The sequence below is a fragment of the Janthinobacterium sp. UMAB-56 genome, assembly GCF_900095265.1.
In the GTDB taxonomy this organism is placed as follows: domain Bacteria; phylum Pseudomonadota; class Gammaproteobacteria; order Burkholderiales; family Burkholderiaceae_D; genus Janthinobacterium.
Window position 1 is genome coordinate 75525 of record NZ_LT607663.1, and the last position, 19269, is coordinate 94793.

A 19269-nucleotide genomic window follows, 5' to 3' on the forward strand; every position below is an offset into this window, starting at 1 on the left:
CTAAGCTTACATTCGGAGACGCCAGCCACCCGGGAATGATCAATTTTGCAACACTGCCGCTTTTGCGGCCGCCAGCAAGGCACCGGCGGCGGCGCGCGAATACTCCTAGTACAATAGGGGAAAACTTCATACAGGCGTCAAAGTGACACCCCGCCCTGGCGGCCAGCCCTGGCATTACGCCACTTTGCCCCCACATGTGATGCAGCCCTACCGACTATCCGAATCACCTACCGCAGAGATCCCATACCGCATGAGCACATTTGAAAAAGTCAGCAGCAACTTCATTCCAGTCTTGCAGGCAACCATCGAGCAATATGTCGAGCCAGCAACGGGCATGCGCCATATCCACATGCATACCGAGCAGGCTGAGATGGTGTTCCTGGTGGCCTTTCCCACTGTGCCGGAAGTAAGCGACGGGCGCGCCCACATCCTCGAACACCTGGCCTTGTGCGGCTCGGCCCGCTACCCGGTGCGCGACCCCTTCTTCTCGATGCTGCGCCGTTCGACGGCCACCTTCATGAATGCGATGACCTATTCGGACCGCACCGTGTACCCGTTCGCCAGCACCGACCGCAAGGATTTCTTCAACCTGCTCGATGTGTACCTCGATGCGGCCTTCTTCCCCAACCTCGATTACCTGAACTTCCGCCAGGAAGGCTGGCGCCATGCGTTCGAAGGCGACAAACTGGTGTACCAGGGCATCGTCTTCAATGAGATGAAGGGCGCTTTCAACAGCCCCATGCGCGCGCTCGACAGCGGCATCGCCAGCGCCTTGCTCAAGGGTACGACGTATGAAGTGGAATCGGGCGGCGATCCGCTGGTGATCCCGGAACTGACGCATGCCATGCTGAAAGAATTCCACGCCAGCCACTACCATCCTTCGCAAGCCGTCATCATGACAGCCGGCAATATCGAAGCGTCGGCCGTGCAGGAACAAGTCGCGGAACGCGTGCTGTCCAAACTCAGCGGCTTTAGCCCGCGCCGCCTGCCGCAACTGGCGCCCGCGTGGACCGCACCGCAGGAAAACGTGGTGAAAATTCCGTCGCAGGAAGCGCGCGACGATGAATTCGGCCTGCAATTCGCCTGGCTGATGGGCGAGTCGAGCGACCCGATCGCCTACTACCACGCGCATCTGCTGTCGCATGGCTTGCTGGGCGAATCGTCGGCGCCCGTCATGCGCGCCATGGAATCGGCCGGCTATGGCCGTCCATCGGACATGAATGGCCGCGACGCGGGCATCCGCCAGATGGTCTTCCACATCGGCATGGAAGGCTTGACCCAGGAACAGATCGCCGATGCGCACCAGCGCATCTGGAGCGCGCTGGAAGAAACGGCGGAAGAGGGCATTCCCGCCGCCGTGCTGCACGCGGCCTTGCGCGATATCAAATACAGCCAGCGCGAAATCAGCAGCGGCCGCATGCCTTACGGCCTGGGCCGCTTGCTGCACGCCTTGCCACTGGCCATGTATGGCGGCGACGTGATGGATGCCTTCGACAATGCGGCCATCCTGGAAACCTTGGAACAGCAAATCGAAGACCCGGAATTCTTCAAGCAACTGGTGCGCGAGCTGATCGCCAATCCAAGCCGTTTGACCACCCATGTGGTGCCCGACAGCGCCTACTTTACGGACCGCGCCGCACAGGAAGACGCCAGGCTGGCCGCCCTGCAAGCGAGCCTGACGGATGCCGAGCGCGAACACATCGTGGCCGAGTCCGCCGCGCTGGAAGCGCATCAGCAACTGCCATCGAATTCGGAAGTCTTGCCGCGCATCCGCCCCGGCGACGTCAGCGCCTTGCCGCGCCCGGCACTGCCGATTCCACCGGCCGTCGACGGCGCCGTGGCGTTTTCCATTGCCTCGAACGGCATCAGCTATGCCAACGTGCTGTACGACGTGTCCAGCCTGCCGGAAGCGTCGTGGCCATGGCTGCGTTTGTACACGGACCTGGCGCCGGAACTGGGCGTGGGCGAGATGTCCTTCGACGACGCCAGCGCCTGGCGCCAGAGCATGGTGCCCTCGTTCCACATCGGCCTGGAAGCGATTCCCCGCCCACAGCAAGCCATGCGCGTGGAACTCTCGTTCTCGGCCAGCGGCTTGCGCGAAGAACACGCGGCCATCGCCGCCGTGCTGTCGGCCTGGATCGCCAAGCCCCGCTTCGATGAAGAAGAGCGCCTGGCTTTCCTGATCGAAAGCCTGGTGCAGGATAAATTGAGCAGCCTGGCCGAATCGGGCAACCGCTATGCCATGCTGGCCTCGGCAGCGCCCCTGTCGCCCACACGCCGCTTCGACGACATCGTCGGTGGCCCGGCCGCGCTGCCGTTCTACCGCCGTCTGCAGCAACTGAGCAAGACCTCGGCAGGCTTGCAGGAAATCGCGCGCGAACTCGACACCCTGCACGCCCACATCATCGCCCAGGCGCCAACCGTGCTGTGCGCGGGTCTGGAGCAGGATGGCATCGCCCTGGCCCGTTTGCTGGAACTGCCGGCGGCCAGCGTCGACAACGCTGTCCCTACGGCAACGGAAGTGCCAGCGCCAGCAGCATTGCCGTTGGCCAACACGGCCCTGCATGCGACGAGCCAGATCAACCATTGCTTCGTTTCCTGGGCCGTGCCCGGCGTGCACAATCCGGACGCTTCTGCCCTGGCAGTGGCCGCCGAACTGATGACCAACCAGGTGCTGCATACGGCCCTGCGCGAAAAAGGCGGCGCGTATGGCGGCAGCGCCAGCTATGCGGCCGGCGCCGGCACATTTACCCTGAGCTCCTACCGCGATCCGCGCCTGGCCGGCACCTTTGCCGACTTCGGCACGACGCTCGATCAAATCCTCGACGGCGACTTCTCGCAAGAACAGGTGGAAGAAGCCATTATCTGTGTCATCAAGGGCCTCGACAAGCCGCACTCGCCGTACGCGGAAGCGCTGACGGCGTGGAATATGCAGCAGCGCGGCACGACGGAAGCCGTGCGCCAGCAGTTCCGCACTGGCGTGCTGACCTGCACCCTGGCGCAGATCAAGGACGTCACGCGCACCTGGCTGAAAAACGGCCAGCAAAGCCGCGCCGCGTTTGCGGGCAACACGACGCAAGACCTGGCGGGCCTGGAAGTAGTCGATCTGCTGGCGCTGGCCAGCTAAAAGCGCCGTACCGGATTCAATACCGCAACTATTGCGGTATTGAATTCGCTTCCATGTACATCAGTTCCCATTGATGACCATCCGGATCCTGGAAACTGTGGCCATACATGAAGCCGAAATCGATGGGCTCCTTGTAAATGCTGCCGCCCGCCTGGACGGCCTTCGCCACCAGATCATCGACTTCGCCACGGCTCTCTGCAGACAAACACACGAGCACTTCCGTCGCCACCTTGGTATCGCACAACTGCTTGGGCGTGAATTGCTTGAATTTGTCGTGCGTCAACAGCATCACGAAAATGTCGTCGGCGACAATCATGCACGTCGCCGTTTCATCCGTGAAATGGGCATTGAAACTGAAGCCCAGCGCCGTGAAGAACGCCACGGAACGCTCGAGCGACTGCACGGGCAGATTGACAAAGATTTTGCGGGCCATCATGTCTCCTTGAAGTGAGATTAAGAATGCTGCCCGCCGATTCTACACCGGCTTTTTACACGCCCGCGCGCCCCACGCTCTTCGGCGCGTAGCCAAAATAGCGGCTGAAGGCGGCGCTGAAATTGGCCGGGTGGCGGTAGCCCGTTTGCCAGCCTGCCTGGGCCACCTGGCAACCATTTTCCAACAGCAACTTTGCCCGCTGCATGCGCAGCGCCAGCAAGGTGCGCTGCGGGCTGTCGCTGTAACGGTAGCGCCACCCCTGCTTGAGTTTGAACAAGCTCAAGCCCACTTGCGCGCACAGGTAATCGAGTGTGAGGGTTTGCGCCATCTCCGCCTGCATCAGCGCATGCGCGCGCTCCAGTTTGGCAATATCGGCCTCGGACCAGCGCGGCACAGGCGCGCATGCGGGCAGCGGACGCAGTCCCCGCAACTGTTCCGCCAGCAGGCTGAGCACGCCGATATGCACGGCCAGCGGGTCCGTCGCGCGCAGCAGGGAACGCGCCTGCAGGGCACTTGCCGCCGTGGTGGCCGCATGCGCCAGCTGGCGCGCGCCACCTTCGGGCAGCAAGCAAGCCAAGCCTTCCGGCCACTAACGCGCCAGCGCATCTTCGTCGACCAGCACGCGCAATTGCGCCGCCCGCTGGCCCGCTTCGAAACGGCGCTCGCCACTGGTGTGGCGAAAGGCCGTCAGCGTCGTATGACCACTGCGGAAACGCAATTGTTCGCCATCGCGCGTGGCGTAGCCGGACGCGCCTTCCAGGCCGATGGTGATCACCAGGCCGCCCGCATCGTCATGCCGCGATGGCTCGACGAGCCCAAGCCGCGGCCGGTAATCGGAATGCACGAGCAACAAGCCGTGCTCGACCTGCCTCCGGTCGGCGCGGCATTCGCCCATGCCGGGGTCCAGCTGGCGCCGCACCCAGCCTGCCGCTTCCCTGTCCTGTTCCCTCATCGCTCCCCCGGTTTTCCCGCGCACCGTCGCGCATACGAAATGCGCCGCGTCGCATACAAATGCAAATGATAATTATTCTCATTGTTGCATAAAATAGTGCTCAGGCACACCTCGATGCCCACTACGCCGAAAGGAAGCACCATGCCGTTCACTTCGCAACACCCTTTGCAACCCTATTGGGACCTGGCCATCGCGCTCGTGCAGGCGGACGGGCTGGCCGCCGCCCTGGAACTGGGTATTTTCGAGCTACTGTCCACGCCACACACGCCGGCGCAGTTGGCCGAAGCGCTGTCGCTGCATGCGCCGCACACGGCCCTGCTGCTGGAGTTACTCTGGAGCATGGAAGTGCTGGAGCGCAATGAGGTCGATGACGAGACACAGCGTTACCGCTGCACGGCCGCCACCCTGCAGTATTTCTGCCGCGACTCCATGGCCTTTTGCGGCGACGCCTGGCTGTACCGGCTGCATGCGCTGCGCCATTTCGCCACCCAGTTACCCAGCATCGTGCGCGACGGCGGCAAAGCGGCGCCGTACACCACGGCGAATGGCGTCAACTGGGCCGCCGCAGCGCAACAGCAAATCGGCCAGGAGCAGCGCGCCGTCACCATGCGCGCGGCCCTGTCCGTGATGCAGCGCATCGCCCCGTTTGCGGCACGCGCTACGCCGCTGCGCCTGCTCGACGTGGGCGGCGGCCCCGGCTGGGTTGCCATTGCGCTGGCGCAAGCCCATGCGGGTTTGCACGGCTGCGTCTTCGACTGGCCGGAAACGGTGGCCGTGGCCGCCGCGAACATCGCCCATGCGCAACTATCCGAGCGGCTGGAGACTTTGGGCGGCGATCTGGCCAGCGACGATATCGGCAGCGCTTACGACCTCATCTGGTGCTCGTCCGTACTGCACTTCGTGCCCGACATGGCGGGCGCCCTGCGCAAGATGCATGCGGCCTTGAAGCCCGGTGGCGTGCTGGTCTGCGTCCAAGCGGAAATCGCTGCGGCAGCAGGCGACGCGACGCGCGTGCTGCCGTATTACTTGCCGATGCGTATGCTGGGCCGCACGGTGACACGGCAGGGGGCATTGGCGCAGTTGCTGCGCGACACGGGCTGGCAGCAAGTGGAGCAATACAAGGCCAGCGATTTTCCCATGGCGCCCGTGCAAGTGCTGATTGCGCGTACCTAACAATTACCATTTAGTAATTATCTTTTTTATAGCAGATGGCAGCACAAATACGCTAAGCTGTGCCTGCAGCGTGGCCGCTGCCTGACGTGGCTCGCCAGCATAGATCGATGTCATCGCAGCACTTCGCTGCCTCTACAGGGAATCCATCATGAGTCAATATATTGCAGGAAAAGTCGTCGTCATCACCGGTGCCAGCAGCGGCCTGGGCGAAGCCACCGCGCGCCACCTGGCCGCATTGGGCGCTTGCGTCGTGCTCGGTGCGCGGCGCATGGACTTGCTCAACACCATCGCCGAGGAAATCACGGCCGCCGGCGGCAAGGCCGCCATCGCCGATACCGACGTCACGGTGCCTGCCGAGGTCAAGAATCTGATCGACACGGCCCTGGCCGTATTTGGCAAGGTCGACGTGCTGATCAACAACGCGGGACTGATGGCCATCGCGCCGATGAGCGCCTTGAAGGTCGACGAGTGGAACAACATGATCGATATCAACATCAAAGGCGTGTTGAATGGCATCGCCGCCGTCTTGCCCCATTTCCAGGCGCAAAACAGCGGCCATTTCATTAACATCTCGTCGGTGGCGGGACAAAAAGTCTTCAGTCCGGGCGGCACCGTTTACAGCGGTACGAAGTTTGCCGTCAGCGCCATCTCGGAAGGCTTGCGCCATGAACTGGCCGCCAGCGGCGGCACCATCCGCACCACCACCATCTTGCCGGGCGCCATCGATACGGAACTGACAGGCGGCAGCAGCCACGCGGAAAGCGCGGCCGGCTTGAAAGAGTTTTACAAGCAAGCCATCCCCGCCGACGCGGTGGCACGCGCCGTGGCGTATGCGATCGGGCAACCGGACGACGTGAGCATCAATGAAATCGTGCTGCGTCCCACGGTGCAGGAGTTTTAAGCCGCACCTTGCTGCAGCGACTCGATGATCAGGCCGGCCAGCCGCTCGACGGGCGGCCGGGACACGCTGGAGGCACGCAGCAGTTCCAGCGACAACGGGGGCAGGGCGGGCAAGCCCGCCGCCACGTGATCGAGCGCACACACGGAAGAGGGCAAGCCCAGGCTGGTGCGTACCGTCACGCCCAGCCCGGCGGCCGCAGCCGCCCACAGGCCTGCCAGGCTGGGACTGGTAAACGCCGTGCGCCAGGCAATGCCGGCCCCATCGAGCGCCTGCGTGGCGCAGCGCTGGAACAGGCAATCGCGGTCGAACGTAATGAGCGGCAACGGCTCGCCCGATTCGGGGCGCCAATCCAGGCTGGACGAAGCGATCCAGCGCATGGCCGGTTCGGCAATATGCTGGCGCTGCGGCGGCGGATACTCGGCCACGTCGGCGATGCAGGCGCCGCCCCACAGCAGGGCCAGGTCCAGCTGGCCCATGGCCAGCCCCTGCATCAAGGCCGTGTTGCGCGCCACATGCGCCTCGATGCGTACTTTCGGGTGCGCGCGGGCAAAACGCCCCAGCACGTCGGGCAGCAAGGCTTCGCCAAAATCCTCTTGCAAGCCGAGCCTGATCCAGCCTTCCAGTTCCGCCCCGCGCATGGCGACGGCCGCCTCGTCATTGAGTTCCAGCAAGCGGCGCGCATAGCCGAGCAGCACTTCGCCGCCTGGCGTCAGCGCCAGCCCCCGGCCATCCTTGCGGAACAGGGGCATGCCCGCCTGCTCCTCGAGTTTTTTCAGCTGCGCGCTGACGGCAGAGGTGGAGCGTCCCACCTTGTCGGCCGCGCGGGCAAAGCTGCCCAGCTCGATGCCAGCCACATAGCTGCGCAGAAAGGCGATGTCGAAATTAAGCAGGCTCATGGCGCAGATTCAATCGTCCTGTTTTATGGGATGGTATGGTGAAAATTATCTGATATTCAGAATGATCGTAGCGCGCAACACTGTCAGGGTCAATCACTTTCCTCACCATGCCATGACCACCAGCTGCCCAGTCATTCCTGTTCCCGTCCCCGCCACCACGCCCGCGCCGGGCGATGCCCACCGCTGGAAAGTACTGGCCGTAGGTGTCGCGGCCAATGCCAGCTTTTCCGCCGCCGCCAACGGCATGCCCACTACGGCCATCTGGCTGCGCAGCGGCTATCACCTGAGCAATACACAACTGGGGGTGGCGCTGGGCGCCATGGGCCTGGGCGTGGCCCTGACCGAATTACCCTGGGGCATGGCCACCGACCGCTGGGGCGACCGCCCCGTGCTGCTGACCGGTTTGCTGGGCACCATGCTGGCGCTATTGACCTTGCTGCTGTGGATCACGCCCCAGGACAGCGCCGTGCCGCCCTTGTGGGCGCTGGCGGCGGGACTGGCGCTGGTCGGCGTGCTGGGCGGCAGCGTGAATGGCGCCAGCGGCCGCGCCGTGATGCGCTGGTTCGGCCCGGGCGAGCGCGGTTTCGCCATGAGTATCCGCCAGACAGCCGTGCCGCTCGGCGGCGGCCTCGGCGCCCTCATCCTGCCCAGCCTGGCATCGCGCCATGGCTTCATGCCCGTCTTCGGCGCCCTGGCGCTCGTATGCGGCCTGTCGGCGTTTTTTACGTGGCGCTGGATGCATGAGCCAGATTTCTCTGCCGAGGCCGCCACGGGCCCGCAAAACGCGCCCACGGGCCTGCCTGGGCTCAAGCCGCCGCCACCGCTGAAAAATCGCCGGGTCTGGCGCATGGTGGCCGCCATCGGCTTGCTGTGCGTGCCCCAGTTTGCCGTACTCAGCTACGCCACCGTGTTCCTGCACGACCATGGCCACCTGGGCCTGGCGGCCATCACGGCCGTGATGGTGGCCCTGCAGGCGGGCGCCATGGTGATGCGCATCTGGAGCGGCCGCCACACGGACCGCCACGCGAACCGGCCCGCCTACCTGCGCGGCTCGGCCCTGGTGGCGCTGGCTTCATTCCTTGTACTGGGTTGCATCGCCTGGCTGGAGGCGCCGGGCTGGCTGCTGATGGCCGCCGTGGTGGCGGCCGGCATCGCCGTGTCCGCCTGGCACGGTGTGGCCTACACGGAACTGGCCACGGAAGCGGGCGGCACCAACGCGGGCACGGCCCTGGGCATGGCGAACACGGCAGTCTACGTGGGGCTGTTCCTGACACCGGTCACCCTCCCGCACCTGCTGGCAGCCAGCAACTGGCCCGTCGTGTGGTGGCTGGCGGGGCTGGTGGCGCTGTGTACCTGGCCGCTGTTTCCTAAAGCTTAGGGCAATAAAGAAATACGGTAAATACAGCGCATCGCATTCGTCAGCAAATGCTGCTCGCGCACGATGCTGGCGCTGGGCCCCACCACTTCCTGGAACAGCTGCAATTCGGAGCGGCAAAAACCCTGGCAGGTACGCGCGGCGGCGCAGATGGGGCAGTGGTCTTCGATCAGCAACCAGTCGTCGCCATCCGCTTCCACGCGGGCCATATAACCCTCTTCATCGCGCACGGCCGCCAGTTGCTGCAGCCGCGTGGGCAAGTCCGGCGCCGAGCAGGCCAGCGCGTAGGCGCCACGGCTTTCCTCTTCGCGCTGCGCGATCAGTTTATCCAGCCCCGCTTCGCCGAACAGCTGGCGCACCGAGCCGATCAGCTTGATCGTCAGCTGCGCATGCGTGTCGGGGAAGCGCGCATTGCCCGCTTCCGTCAAGACCCAGTTCTGGCGCGGCCGTCCGGCGCCGGCCTGCGCTTCCTGGCGCCCCTCGATCAAACCAGCCGCCACCAGCTTTTGCACTTGCTGGCGCGCCGCCTCGCCCGTCATGTCCAGGGTCTTGGCCAGGGTTGCCGTGGAGACGGGCCCCTTGGTCTTGATGAAATACAGGATGCGCTCCGTCGTTTGCGGCGCTTCGCTATTATCCAAACGTTTACTTGTGTAATTCATTTCACTCAACTATCATGGGGCCAGTTAACCAACTAATTGCTTGCATAATAGGCCGGTAGCTCCCCGCTGTCGAGGGATTTCCACGTCCGCATGCAGGCAAGACACCTTTTGGACTGGACTTCCCATGCATCTGCAGCACTCCATCTGGCTGTTTCACGCCATTCTCGCTACCGGCCTGGCCATCTGGCTCAGCCTGGCCGCCATCAACAATTTGCACGCCTTCCACGGCGCTGTCTGGGCCATCGGCAACACCATGCGCATGGACCCGCTGCGCCAGGACCCGACCATCCAGACGCCGCTGCTGCGCCGCGCCCTAACTTCACTGACCCTGCACCGGCTATCGCTGGGCGTGGTGCTGGCGCTGCAACTGCTGGCCGCCATCGCCGCCTGGACCGGCGTGACGCTGTTTGTCGGCGGCGGCCTGGCCACTGCCTTGCCGTGGCTGAACCTGGCCCTGTGCGCCATGGCCGCCTTTTTGCTGCTGATGCACCTGGGTGGCCTGTGGTTCGGCTACTGGATCGCGCAGGAAGGCTTGCAGACGACGCACGTGGTGCTGCTGCTGTGGACCCTGGGCTTGTTCTTTCTCTTCAACGCGCAGCGGACCTGATCAGCCTCCGCTGCGCCTCTTCTTCCCTTTGTAATGCTGTAAAGGACTTCATCATGCATACGAAACTCGTCGGCGCTTCCGCGCTGGCCCTCACGCTGGCCATCGCCGGTGCCGCGCTGTCCCCCCGCGCCGACTCGCATGCGGCCGATGCCGCTGCCACTCCCGCCACCAAGGTGGCTCTGGTCCCCGTCGTACTGGGCACGCAGGAACGCTACTTCACGGGCGTGGGCGAACTGGAGGCGGCGCGCCAGGTGCAAGTGGCCGCCGAAACGGGCGGGCGCATCACGCAGATCCACTTTGCATCGGGGCAAACCGTGGCGGCCGGCGCCATCCTCGTGCAACTCAATGACGCGCCAGAACAGGCAGCCCTGCTGCGCCAGCGCGCGCAGCTGAAAAACGCGGAAAGCAGTCATGCCCGCACGGCGCAAATGGTCAGGGACAAGGCCGCCACGCAGGAGCAATTGGATAGCGCCCTGGCCGCGCGCGATGCGGCGCTGGGCGATGTGCGCCAGACGCAAGCGCTGATCGCGCAAAAGACCATCCGCGCGCCGTTCGCCGGACAGCTGGGCATCCGCAAGGTGCATGCGGGCCAGTACCTGAACGCGGCCGATACGGTGGCCAGTTTGATCGACACGAAGGCCCTGCTGGTGAACTTCGCCCTTGATGAACAGAGCAGCGCCAAACTGGCGCCGGGCCAGGCCGTGCAAGTGCTGGTGGACGCCTATCCCGGCGACGTCTTCACGGCAAAGATCAACGCCATCGACCCGCTGATCGCCCGTTCACGCATGGTGCAGGTACAGGCGGCGCTCGCCAATCCCCACAGCGCCCTGAAGGCAGGCATGTACGCCAACGTGCGCGTGGCGCGCGAAGCGGGACAACAACTGACGGTGCCGGAAACGGCGGTGACCTACAGCGCGTATGGCGACACGGTCTTCGTCGCGCAACAGGAGGGAAAACAGCCACTCACCGTCAAGCGCGTGGGCGTGACCCTGGGCGAGCGGGCAGGGGGCCGCGTGGAAATCGTCAAGGGCTTGCGCGAGGGCCAGCGCGTGGTCGCCTCGGGCCAGCTGAAACTGGCGGACGGCATGGCCGTGCAAGCCGTGCCCAATACCCTGGACGAGGCCAAGCGCGCCGCGCCCAGGGCCGGTTCGTAAAGGAAGGCGAGCAACATGAAATTTACCGATTTGTTTGTGCGCCGCCCTGTGCTGGCGCTGGTGATCAGCACCCTGATCCTGATGCTGGGCGTGATCGCCATCAAGCAGCTGCCGATACGCCAGTACCCGATGCTCGAATCGTCCACCATCACGGTGACGACCACGTATCCGGGCGCCTCGGCGGAACTGATGCAGGGTTTTGTGACGCAGCCGATCGCGCAAGCCGTGTCGTCGGTGGAAGGCATCGACTACCTGACTTCGTCGTCCGTGCAAGGCAGCAGCACGGTCACCGTACGCATGGAATTGAACCGCGATTCCACGCAGGCCTTGACGGAAGTGATGGCCAAGGTCAACCAGGTGCGCTACAAGCTGCCCGAAGGCGCTTTTGACCCCGTGATCGAGCGCGCTGCCGGCGATTCCTCGGCCGTCGCCTATGTGGGCTTTGCCAGCGAGAGCGTGTCGGCGCCCGCGCTGACGGACTACCTGGCGCGCGTGGTGCAGCCGATGTTCGCCACCATCGACGGCGTGGCGAAAGTGGACGTGTATGGCGGCCAGCAGCTGGCCATGCGTTTGTGGATCGATCCGGCAAAACTGGCCGCGCGCGGCCTGACGGCGGCCGACGTGGCCGATAGCGTGCGGCGCAATAACTACCAGGCGGCGCCCGGCAAAGTGAAGGGGCAGTTCGTCGTCTCTAACATCAGCGTCAACACGGATCTGACCAGCGTGGCGCAGTTTCGCGACATGGTCATCAAGAAGGGCGGCGATGCAAAAGACAGCGCTGCGCTTGTGCGTTTGAAGGACGTGGGCACGGTGGAACTGGGCGCAGCCGCGACAGAAACGAGCGGCATCATGGATGGCGTGCCGGCGGTGTACCTGGGCCTGTCGCCCACGCCGGGCGGCAACCCGCTGGTGATCGTCGACGGCATCAAGAAACTGCTGCCGGAGATCCAGAAAACCCTGCCGCCCGGCGTGAAAGTCGAGCTGGCGTTCGAGACGGCGCGCTTCATCCAGTCCTCCATCGACGAGGTGGCGCACACCCTGCTCGAAGCGCTTCTCATTGTCGTCATCGTGATCTACCTGTGCATGGGTTCCTTGCGCTCGGTGCTGATTCCCGTGGTGACGATCCCGCTGTCGATGCTGGGCGCGGCGGCGCTGATGCTGGCCTTCGGCTTCAGCATCAATTTACTCACCCTGCTGGCGATGGTGCTGGCCGTGGGCCTGGTGGTCGATGACGCCATCGTCGTGGTGGAAAACGTGCACCGCCATATCGAGGAAGGCAAGACGCCCGTGGCGGCCGCCCTGGTGGGGGCGCGCGAAGTGGCAGGTCCCGTCATCGCCATGACGATCACCCTGGCCGCCGTATACGCGCCGATCGGCATGATGGGCGGCTTGACGGGCGCGCTGTTCAAGGAATTCGCGCTGACCCTGGCCGGCGCCGTGGTGGTGTCGGGCGTGGTGGCGCTGACCTTGTCTCCCGTGATGAGTTCCTTGCTGCTGCAGCCGAAACAGGCGGAAGGGCGCATGGCGCGCGCCGCCGAGCATTTCTTCGAGGGCTTGACCTCGCGCTATGCGCGCCTGCTGGACCGCTCCCTGCACCACCGCTGGCTGAGCGCCGGTTTCGCTGCGCTGGTGATGGTGAGTCTGCCGTTTTTGTACCTGCTGCCGCAGCGCGAACTGGCGCCGGCGGAAGACCAGGCCAGCGTCTTGACGGCCATCAAGGCACCGCAGCATGCCAACCTCGATTACGTCGAGCGCTTTTCGTACAAGCTCGATGACATCTATAAAAATATTCCCGAAACGGCGTCGCGCTGGATCATCAATGGCGGCGAAGGGCCGGCATCGAGCATCGGCGGCATCAACCTGACGCCGTGGGCCGAACGTTCGCGCAATGCGGCCGTCATCCAGGCCGAATTGCAGCATGCCGTGGGCGACGTGGAAGGCACCAGCATCTTCGCCTTCCAGCTGGCGCCCCTGCCAGGGTCGAGCGGCGGCTTGCCCGTGCAACTGGTCTTGCGCAGTGCGCAGGATTACGCCACCCTGTTCCGCACCATGGAAGACGTCAAGCAGCGCGCGCGCGATAGCGGCCTGTTCGCCGTCGTCGACAGCGACCTCGATTACAACAACCCCGTCGTGAAAGTGCGCGTGGACCGTTCAAAAGCCAATAGCCTGGGCATCCGCATGCAGGACATCGGCGAATCGCTGGCCGTGCTGGTGGGCGAGAATTACCTGAACCGCTTCGGCATGGATGGCCGCGCGTATGACGTCATCGCGCAAAGCCCGCGCGAACAGCGATTGACGGCGCAAGCCCTGACGCAGCAGTACGTGCGCGCCGACGATGGCAGTCTGCTGCCCCTGTCGGCCATCGTGTCGGTGAGCGAGCAGATCGAGCCGAACATGCTGACGCAATTCAACCAGCAAAATGCGGCCACCTTCCAGGGCGTGCCGGCGCCGGGCGTGACTCTGGGCGACGCCGTGGCCTTCCTCGATGGCGTGGCCAAGACCCTGCCACCGGGCTTCAGCTACGACTGGCAATCCGATGCGCGCCAGTTCGCCACGGAAGGCAATGCCCTGCTGCTGGCCTTCTTGGCGGCCGTCGTCGTGATTTACCTGGTGCTGGCGGCGCAGTATGAAAGCCTGACAGACCCCTTGATCATCCTGATCACGGTGCCCCTGTCGATTTGCGGCGCCCTGATTCCCCTGGCGCTCGGTTACGCCACCGTCAATATCTACACGCAGATCGGCCTCGTGACCCTGATCGGCTTGATCAGCAAACACGGCATCTTGATGGTGGAATTTGCCAATGAATTGCAGGTGCATGAAGGGCTGGACCGCATCACGGCCATCCGCAAGGCGGCGCAGATCCGTCTGCGCCCGATTTTGATGACGACGGCCGCCATGGTGGTGGGCCTGGTGCCGCTGCTGTTCGCTTCCGGCGCAGGCTCCAACAGCCGTTTCGGCCTGGGTGTGGTGATCGTCTCGGGCATGTTGATCGGCACCTTCTTTACCCTGTTCGTGCTGCCCACCGTGTACACCTTTTTGGCCCGCCGCCACACGGCCGACCATGCCACGCCGCGCGCGCGCGACCTGTCGCAGGCGCTGAAGGAATCCCTATGAAAAATTACCACTATCTTGTCGCCCTTTTCCCCGTGCTGGCCGGCTGCGCCGTCAGCCCCGCCTACGTCACGCCGGGCACGCCCGAGATCCACCTGGCCAGTCCCCAGCAAGCGCAATTTGCGCCCACTACGGGCGCCGTCAGCGAGGCCGCCTGGTGGACGTTTTTCGATGATGCGCGCCTGTCGCAACTGATCGCCAGCGCCCTGGAATACAACCTCGATATCGCCCAGGCGCAGGCGAAGCTGCTGGCCGCGCGCGCCATCTTCGACGAGCGCCGGCTCGACGAACTGCCGGCCGTCACCAGCCAGGCCGGATGGCAGCGCACTGTCCAGCAGGATACTCCGGGCAGCCGCGCCGCCAGCGCCAGCACGCGCGTGGGTTTCGATGCGCAATGGGAAATCGACCTGTTCGGCCGCCTGGCGCACATGAGCCGTTCGGCGCAGGCGCGGGCCGACGCGGCGCAGGCGGACTTGCGGCAAATGCAGCTGACGATAGCGGCCGAAGTGGCGCGCAATTACTACGAGGCGCTGGGCTACCAGCAAAACCTGGCGCTGACGCAGGCGCAGGTGCAAAGCTGGCGCGACACGGTGTCCCTGATCGATGCGCGCATCCGCGCCGGCAGCGGCTTGCCGGAAGAACGCCATAACGCGCTGGCCAACCTGGCGCGCAGCGAAGCAGCATTGCCGCCGTTGCAGGCGGGATTGCGCCAGGCGCAGTACCGGCTCGATGTGCTGAGCGGTCAGCAACCTGGCGCCATCGCGCTGGCCACGACGCTACGGCAACAGGCGCCGCTGGCGGGCCAGCTGCCGCTGGGCGACGTGAACCAGCTGATCCAGCGCCGTCCCGACGTGGTGCGCGCCGAGCGCTTGCTGGCCGCCTCCAGCGAAGACGTGGGGGCCGCCACGGCCGACCTGTATCCGCGCCTCAGCCTGGGTGGATTCTTAGGCTTCTTTGCGCTGCGCGGCAGCGGTGTTTTCGACGGCGGCGCGCGCGCCTTCGAGGTGGCACCAAGCGTCAGTTATCCGGCCTTCCGCCTGGGCAGCGTGCGGGCACGCTTGCGCGGCACGCAAGCCGAGGCACAGGGTGCGCTGGCGCGCTATGAGCAAGCGCTGCTGGTGGCGCAGGAAGAGGTGGAAAACGCCGTCACGCAACTGGCGCAAAACCAGATGCGATTGGCTTCCCTGCTGCAATCGGCGCGCCATGGCAACGCGGCCCTAGACATCGCCACGACGCGCTATCAGGGCGGCGCCGGCAGCTACCAGGCGGTGCTGGAAAACCAGCGCGCGCTGTACGATATACGGCGCGCAGCGCTGCAGGCGGAAACGGCGTCCTACATCGATGCGATCGCCCTGTACAAGGCGCTGGGATGGGGGCACACTATGTAGCATTTTCGATCAAGAGGAGAGGCGATGTTCACGCAAGGCAGCTGGCTCAATCCACCGCAGACCTGGTCTGCCGACGGCGCGCAATTGCGCGTGACGACAGATGAAAAAACCGACTTCTGGCGCAAGACTTCGTATGGTTTTTTCCGCGACAGCGGCCACTTTTTCGGCACCGGCATCGACGGCGATTTCACGGCGCAACTGCACGTGGCAGCGCAGTACTCTGCGCTGTACGACCAGGCCGGCATGATGGTGCGTATCGACGAGCAAAACTGGCTCAAATGCGGCGTCGAATACGCCGACGGCCAGCTCTTGTTGAGCACGGTGTTGACGCTGGAAAAATCCGATTGGGCCGTCAGCATGGCGCCCGCCATGCCCGAGGGTTTCTGGCTGCGCGTGACGGTGGAAAAAGGCGTGATCCGCGTGCAGTATTCGACCGATGGAGAGCGCTGGCCGCTGCTGCGCCTGGCGCCGTTTCCCGAGGCCAGCAGCTACCGCGTGGGACCCATGTGCTGCACGCCGGAACGCGCCGGGCTGGAAGTGGTTTTTTCGCAGTTCTCTTGCGGCCCCGCGCTGCAAAAGAACTTGCACGATTTAAGCTAGATCAAGCCACCCACGTTTCGTGCAAATGGCGCCATAGCAGCGCTCCAGCCGGGGTTTTCTCATACACGACGGTGGACAGGCGCTGCGTGCTGTCGCCGCCCGGCAGCGACTGGAATTCGCGGTAGGAGACAGTCGCGCCAACGATGCTTTCCTGGACTAATGTCAGGTCGGCGATGCGCATGGCGAGGCCCGGACGGCTGCCGCCGGCAGCGCGGAAAAACGTCGTCAAGCCGGCGCCATCGAGCTGCTTGCCGCCGGGTGCCACCATCGTGAATGCGGGGGAAAAGCGCGCGAGTAAATCGGCGCAATGTTCCGCCGTCACTGCCTCGCCAGCAAGCCATGCGCGGATCAGCCCATGCGTGGAGATTACGTCGTCAAAATAGGGGTTCCTTACATTCATTTTTTGCTAGCTCCATGGTGATGTAAAAGGTCGAGAACAGCGCGGTTGTCGATGCGCGCACACAGCGCCAGCGGCAGCACGCACGAGATGGCGGCCAGCGCAAAGCACCAGTGAAACACCTGCGCCGCACGCAGGTGCTGGGTGGGGTTATCGAGCGACGCAATGCCCTGCGCCGCCAGCAAGCCGTTCAGCAGTACGCTGAGCAGCGCCACGCCCAGGCAAAAGCCCAGCTGGCGGTTGATATTCCACACGGCGCTGGCCTGGCTCAGTTGCCCGTCCGGCGTGCGCAGGAAAGCCGTGCTTTGCGCCGTGCTGCTGCACAAGCCGCCGCCAAAACCCATCACGGCGTAGGCCCAGGCCAGCCAGAACAACTGGCCCGCAGAGTCCACCCGCAGCAGCATCAGCATGCCCGCCGCCTGCAGCAGCGCGCCAGCGATGAACAGCGGTTGCGGACCCACGCGGCGATAGCTTTTAGCGGTCAGTGAAATGGCCGCAAACGAGGCCAGTGCCCAAGGCAGCATCAGCGCACCCGCCGTGGATGCCGACATGCCCAGCACGCCCTGCAGGTACAGCATGACCAGCAAGCTCACGCCCATGAAGACGCCCGGCACCAGCAAATACATGAGCATGGAGATACGCAGCAGGGGTTCGGCGGCCAGGCGCAGCTTGAGCAGCGGCGCCGGTTTGCGCAAGGCGCCGTGCACGTACACCCAGGCGCAGGCGAAGCCCAGGACCAGCACGCCGGTGCCGGCCAGCATGTCTCCTGGCGTGCCCAGCATGGTCAGCCCCAGCAACAGCAGCAAAATCGCCGTGCTGCCCGCCACCAGGCCGCCCACGTCGAGACGGGGAACGGCAGCGCGCGGCGGGTCGGGTCGCAGCCAGCAGGCGGCCAGCAGCAGCGCCAGCGCGGCAAACGGCACGTTCAAATAGAAAATCGCCCGCCACGAAAGGCTGTCGACGATCACGCCGCCCAGGGCGGGCGAGAGGGCGGGCGCCAGCAAGCCCACCAGCATGATGACGGAGGACAGGCCGGGGCGCTCGGCTGGCTGGTATAACTGATAGGTCATGCTTTGTCCCAGCGGGATGAGCAAGCCGCCGCCCAGGCCCTGCACGCAGCGCCAGGCGATCAGCGCCTCGATCGAGGGCGCCAGGCCGGCGCCAATGCTGGCGCATAAAAAAGTTAGCAACGATGCCATGAACACGGTTTTGCTGCCATAATAGGCAGCCAGCCAGGCGCTGGCCGGGATGACGATGGTCAGGCCGAGGATGTAGGCGGTGCTGATCCAGGCCAGCTGCGCCACCGAGGCGTGCAGGGCATGGCCGATGTCGGGATAGGCGACGCTGGTGATGAACATATTGATCAGGTCGACGAAAAACCCCAGCAGGTAGATGGCCGCGACCTTTTTGCGATAGTCCATGGTGCTCCGAATGGCAAACGGCCAGCTTAAGCGCCACAGGCCATTTGCGTAAGGCGCTGGCTCCGATTACACTGTCAAAACTATTTTGACAAACTGCGGCGAGCCGCATGTATCCTCATCCTCTTCCATGATCAGTCTAGACCGCCTGGGAATTTTCATCGCCATCGTCGACGCCGGTTCACTGACGGCGGCCGCCGCCGTGCTGGGCCAGAGCAAGGCCGTCGTCAGCTTCAACTTGAAACAGCTGGAGGCGGAACTGGGCGTGTCGCTGCTCACGCGCAGCACGCGCAGCCTGGCGCTGACCGACGTGGGGAGGCGTTTTTACGAAGATTGCCAGCGCGTGCTGAGCGAAGCGCACGGCGCCATCGAAACGGCGCGCCAGGGCCATCAAGGCTTGCGCGGCACACTGCGCCTGACCACCACCGTCGAATACGGCAGCCGCACGGTGATACCCGCGCTGATCGCCTTCGCCGCCGCTCACCCGCAACTGCAAATCCAGCATTCCTCGTCGTCTTCGCATGAAGACTTGATTTCGGGCCGCTACGACCTGGCCATCCGCATGGGTTCGCTCAACGATTCGAGCTACCGTGCTTCGCTGATCGAGCCGTATGCGATCTGGCCCGTCGCCTCGCCCGCCTACCTGGCCAGCCTGCCAGCACAAGGCATCGCCACGCTGGATGAATTGCAGCGCGCGCGCTGGCTGGCGCACAGTCGCCTGGCCTCGCCGCTGCGCTGGGAGGTGCACACGCCCGCCGGCCCCGCCGCCTTCGCCGCGCAGGATGACGCCGCCATCCATTCCGACTCCGCCTCGGCCCTGCTGGGCTTTACCCTGGGCGGCTGCGGCGTGGCCTTGCTGCCGCAATGGCTGGTAGAGGGGGAAGTGCGCGCGGGACGCCTGCGCCGTCTGCTGCCCGACGTCGTCTTCCCGCAGCAGGGCGTGTATGCCGTGTATCCGAACACCCAGCATATTGCGGAAAAGGTGCGTGCCTTCATCGATTTTTTGCGCGCGTTCGTGGGCACGCCCGACTAAAGTTTCACTTCGTCAATATTTGAGAGAGCAACGTTTTCCAAGCGG

17 protein-coding genes are annotated in these 19269 nt (G+C 64.5%); 10 read left to right on the forward strand and 7 right to left on the reverse strand.

Features of this window, described 5'->3' with window-relative positions:
• Positions 1–250 precede the first annotated feature (250 nt).
• Positions 251–3127, forward strand: a complete 2877-nt coding sequence (locus K0F85_RS20590; protein ID WP_219117809.1) for an insulinase family protein — start codon at positions 251–253, stop codon at positions 3125–3127.
• Positions 3128–3155: 28 nt separating this feature from the next.
• Here the strand turns inward: K0F85_RS20590 and K0F85_RS20595 are convergent, their stop codons facing one another.
• Genes K0F85_RS20595 through K0F85_RS20605 form a run of 3 tightly spaced genes read right to left on the reverse strand, consistent with a single transcriptional unit; the run spans position 3156 to position 4512 of the window.
• Entirely contained in the window at positions 3156–3560 is a 405-nt protein-coding gene (locus tag K0F85_RS20595; protein WP_219117897.1) for a VOC family protein, read from the reverse strand.
• A 55-nt stretch (positions 3561–3615) separates the two neighbouring features.
• Positions 3616–4128 (reverse strand): AraC family transcriptional regulator, encoded by a 513-nt coding sequence (locus K0F85_RS20600; protein ID WP_219117810.1) that lies wholly within the window; start codon positions 4126–4128, stop codon positions 3616–3618.
• A 21-nt stretch (positions 4129–4149) separates the two neighbouring features.
• Positions 4150–4512, reverse strand: a complete 363-nt coding sequence (locus K0F85_RS20605; RefSeq protein WP_219117811.1) for a hypothetical protein — start codon at positions 4510–4512, stop codon at positions 4150–4152.
• Between the two features lie 141 nt (positions 4513–4653).
• Between K0F85_RS20605 and K0F85_RS20610 the strand changes: the two genes are divergently transcribed.
• Positions 4654–5685 (forward strand): methyltransferase domain-containing protein, encoded by a 1032-nt coding sequence (locus K0F85_RS20610; protein ID WP_219117812.1) that lies wholly within the window; start codon positions 4654–4656, stop codon positions 5683–5685.
• Positions 5686–5833: 148 nt separating this feature from the next.
• Entirely contained in the window at positions 5834–6586 is a 753-nt protein-coding gene (locus K0F85_RS20615; RefSeq protein WP_219117813.1) for an SDR family oxidoreductase, read from the forward strand.
• Here the strand turns inward: K0F85_RS20615 and K0F85_RS20620 are convergent.
• Positions 6583–7482 (reverse strand): LysR substrate-binding domain-containing protein, encoded by a 900-nt coding sequence (locus tag K0F85_RS20620; protein WP_219117814.1) that lies wholly within the window; start codon positions 7480–7482, stop codon positions 6583–6585. The two genes, K0F85_RS20615 and K0F85_RS20620, sit on opposite strands and share 4 nt — an antisense overlap.
• Before the next feature lie 112 nt (positions 7483–7594).
• Between K0F85_RS20620 and K0F85_RS20625 the strand changes: the two genes are divergently transcribed.
• On the forward strand, positions 7595–8860 hold the full coding sequence (locus tag K0F85_RS20625) for an MFS transporter (protein WP_219117815.1): 1266 nt from the start codon (positions 7595–7597) through the stop codon (positions 8858–8860).
• On the opposite strand, the gene K0F85_RS20630 is transcribed toward K0F85_RS20625, so the two are convergent.
• Positions 8857–9516: a metalloregulator ArsR/SmtB family transcription factor gene (locus tag K0F85_RS20630; protein WP_219117816.1), complete on the reverse strand. Its 660-nt coding sequence runs from the start codon at positions 9514–9516 to the stop codon at positions 8857–8859. The two genes, K0F85_RS20625 and K0F85_RS20630, sit on opposite strands and share 4 nt — an antisense overlap.
• 124 nt (positions 9517–9640) lie before the next feature.
• Here K0F85_RS20630 and K0F85_RS20635 point away from each other — a divergent pair, with 124 nt between their 5' ends.
• Genes K0F85_RS20635 through K0F85_RS20655 form a run of 5 tightly spaced genes read left to right on the forward strand, consistent with a single transcriptional unit; the run spans position 9641 to position 16376 of the window.
• A complete protein-coding gene (locus K0F85_RS20635) occupies positions 9641–10123 on the forward strand; it encodes a DUF2165 family protein (RefSeq protein ID WP_219117817.1) in 483 nt (160 codons plus the stop codon).
• A gap of 53 nt (positions 10124–10176) precedes the next feature.
• Complete coding sequence (locus K0F85_RS20640) at positions 10177–11277, forward strand: efflux RND transporter periplasmic adaptor subunit (protein ID WP_219117818.1); 1101 nt, start codon at positions 10177–10179, stop codon at positions 11275–11277.
• A 15-nt stretch (positions 11278–11292) separates the two neighbouring features.
• The gene (locus tag K0F85_RS20645; RefSeq protein ID WP_219117819.1) at positions 11293–14391 is read left to right on the forward strand and encodes a MexW/MexI family multidrug efflux RND transporter permease subunit; all 3099 of its coding nucleotides are present in this window, start codon (positions 11293–11295) and stop codon (positions 14389–14391) included.
• Positions 14388–15776, forward strand: coding sequence for an efflux transporter outer membrane subunit (locus K0F85_RS20650; RefSeq protein WP_219117820.1), 1389 nt, complete (start codon positions 14388–14390; stop codon positions 15774–15776). The genes K0F85_RS20645 and K0F85_RS20650 overlap by 4 nt, the downstream gene beginning before the upstream one ends.
• Before the next feature lie 24 nt (positions 15777–15800).
• Complete coding sequence (locus K0F85_RS20655; protein ID WP_219117821.1) at positions 15801–16376, forward strand: DUF1349 domain-containing protein; 576 nt, start codon at positions 15801–15803, stop codon at positions 16374–16376.
• A gap of 1 nt (position 16377) precedes the next feature.
• Here the strand turns inward: K0F85_RS20655 and K0F85_RS20660 are convergent, their stop codons facing one another.
• Together K0F85_RS20660 and K0F85_RS20665 are read right to left on the reverse strand one after the other, a co-directional pair.
• Positions 16378–16776 (reverse strand): DUF4440 domain-containing protein, encoded by a 399-nt coding sequence (locus K0F85_RS20660; protein ID WP_219117822.1) that lies wholly within the window; start codon positions 16774–16776, stop codon positions 16378–16380.
• Positions 16773–18194 (reverse strand): MFS transporter, encoded by a 1422-nt coding sequence (locus K0F85_RS20665; protein WP_219117823.1) that lies wholly within the window; start codon positions 18192–18194, stop codon positions 16773–16775. Before K0F85_RS20665 ends, K0F85_RS20660 begins: the two co-directional genes overlap by 4 nt.
• Positions 18195–18321: 127 nt before the next feature.
• Here K0F85_RS20665 and K0F85_RS20670 point away from each other — a divergent pair, with 127 nt between their 5' ends.
• Entirely contained in the window at positions 18322–19224 is a 903-nt protein-coding gene (locus K0F85_RS20670; protein ID WP_219117824.1) for a LysR family transcriptional regulator, read from the forward strand.
• Positions 19225–19269 lie beyond the last annotated feature (45 nt).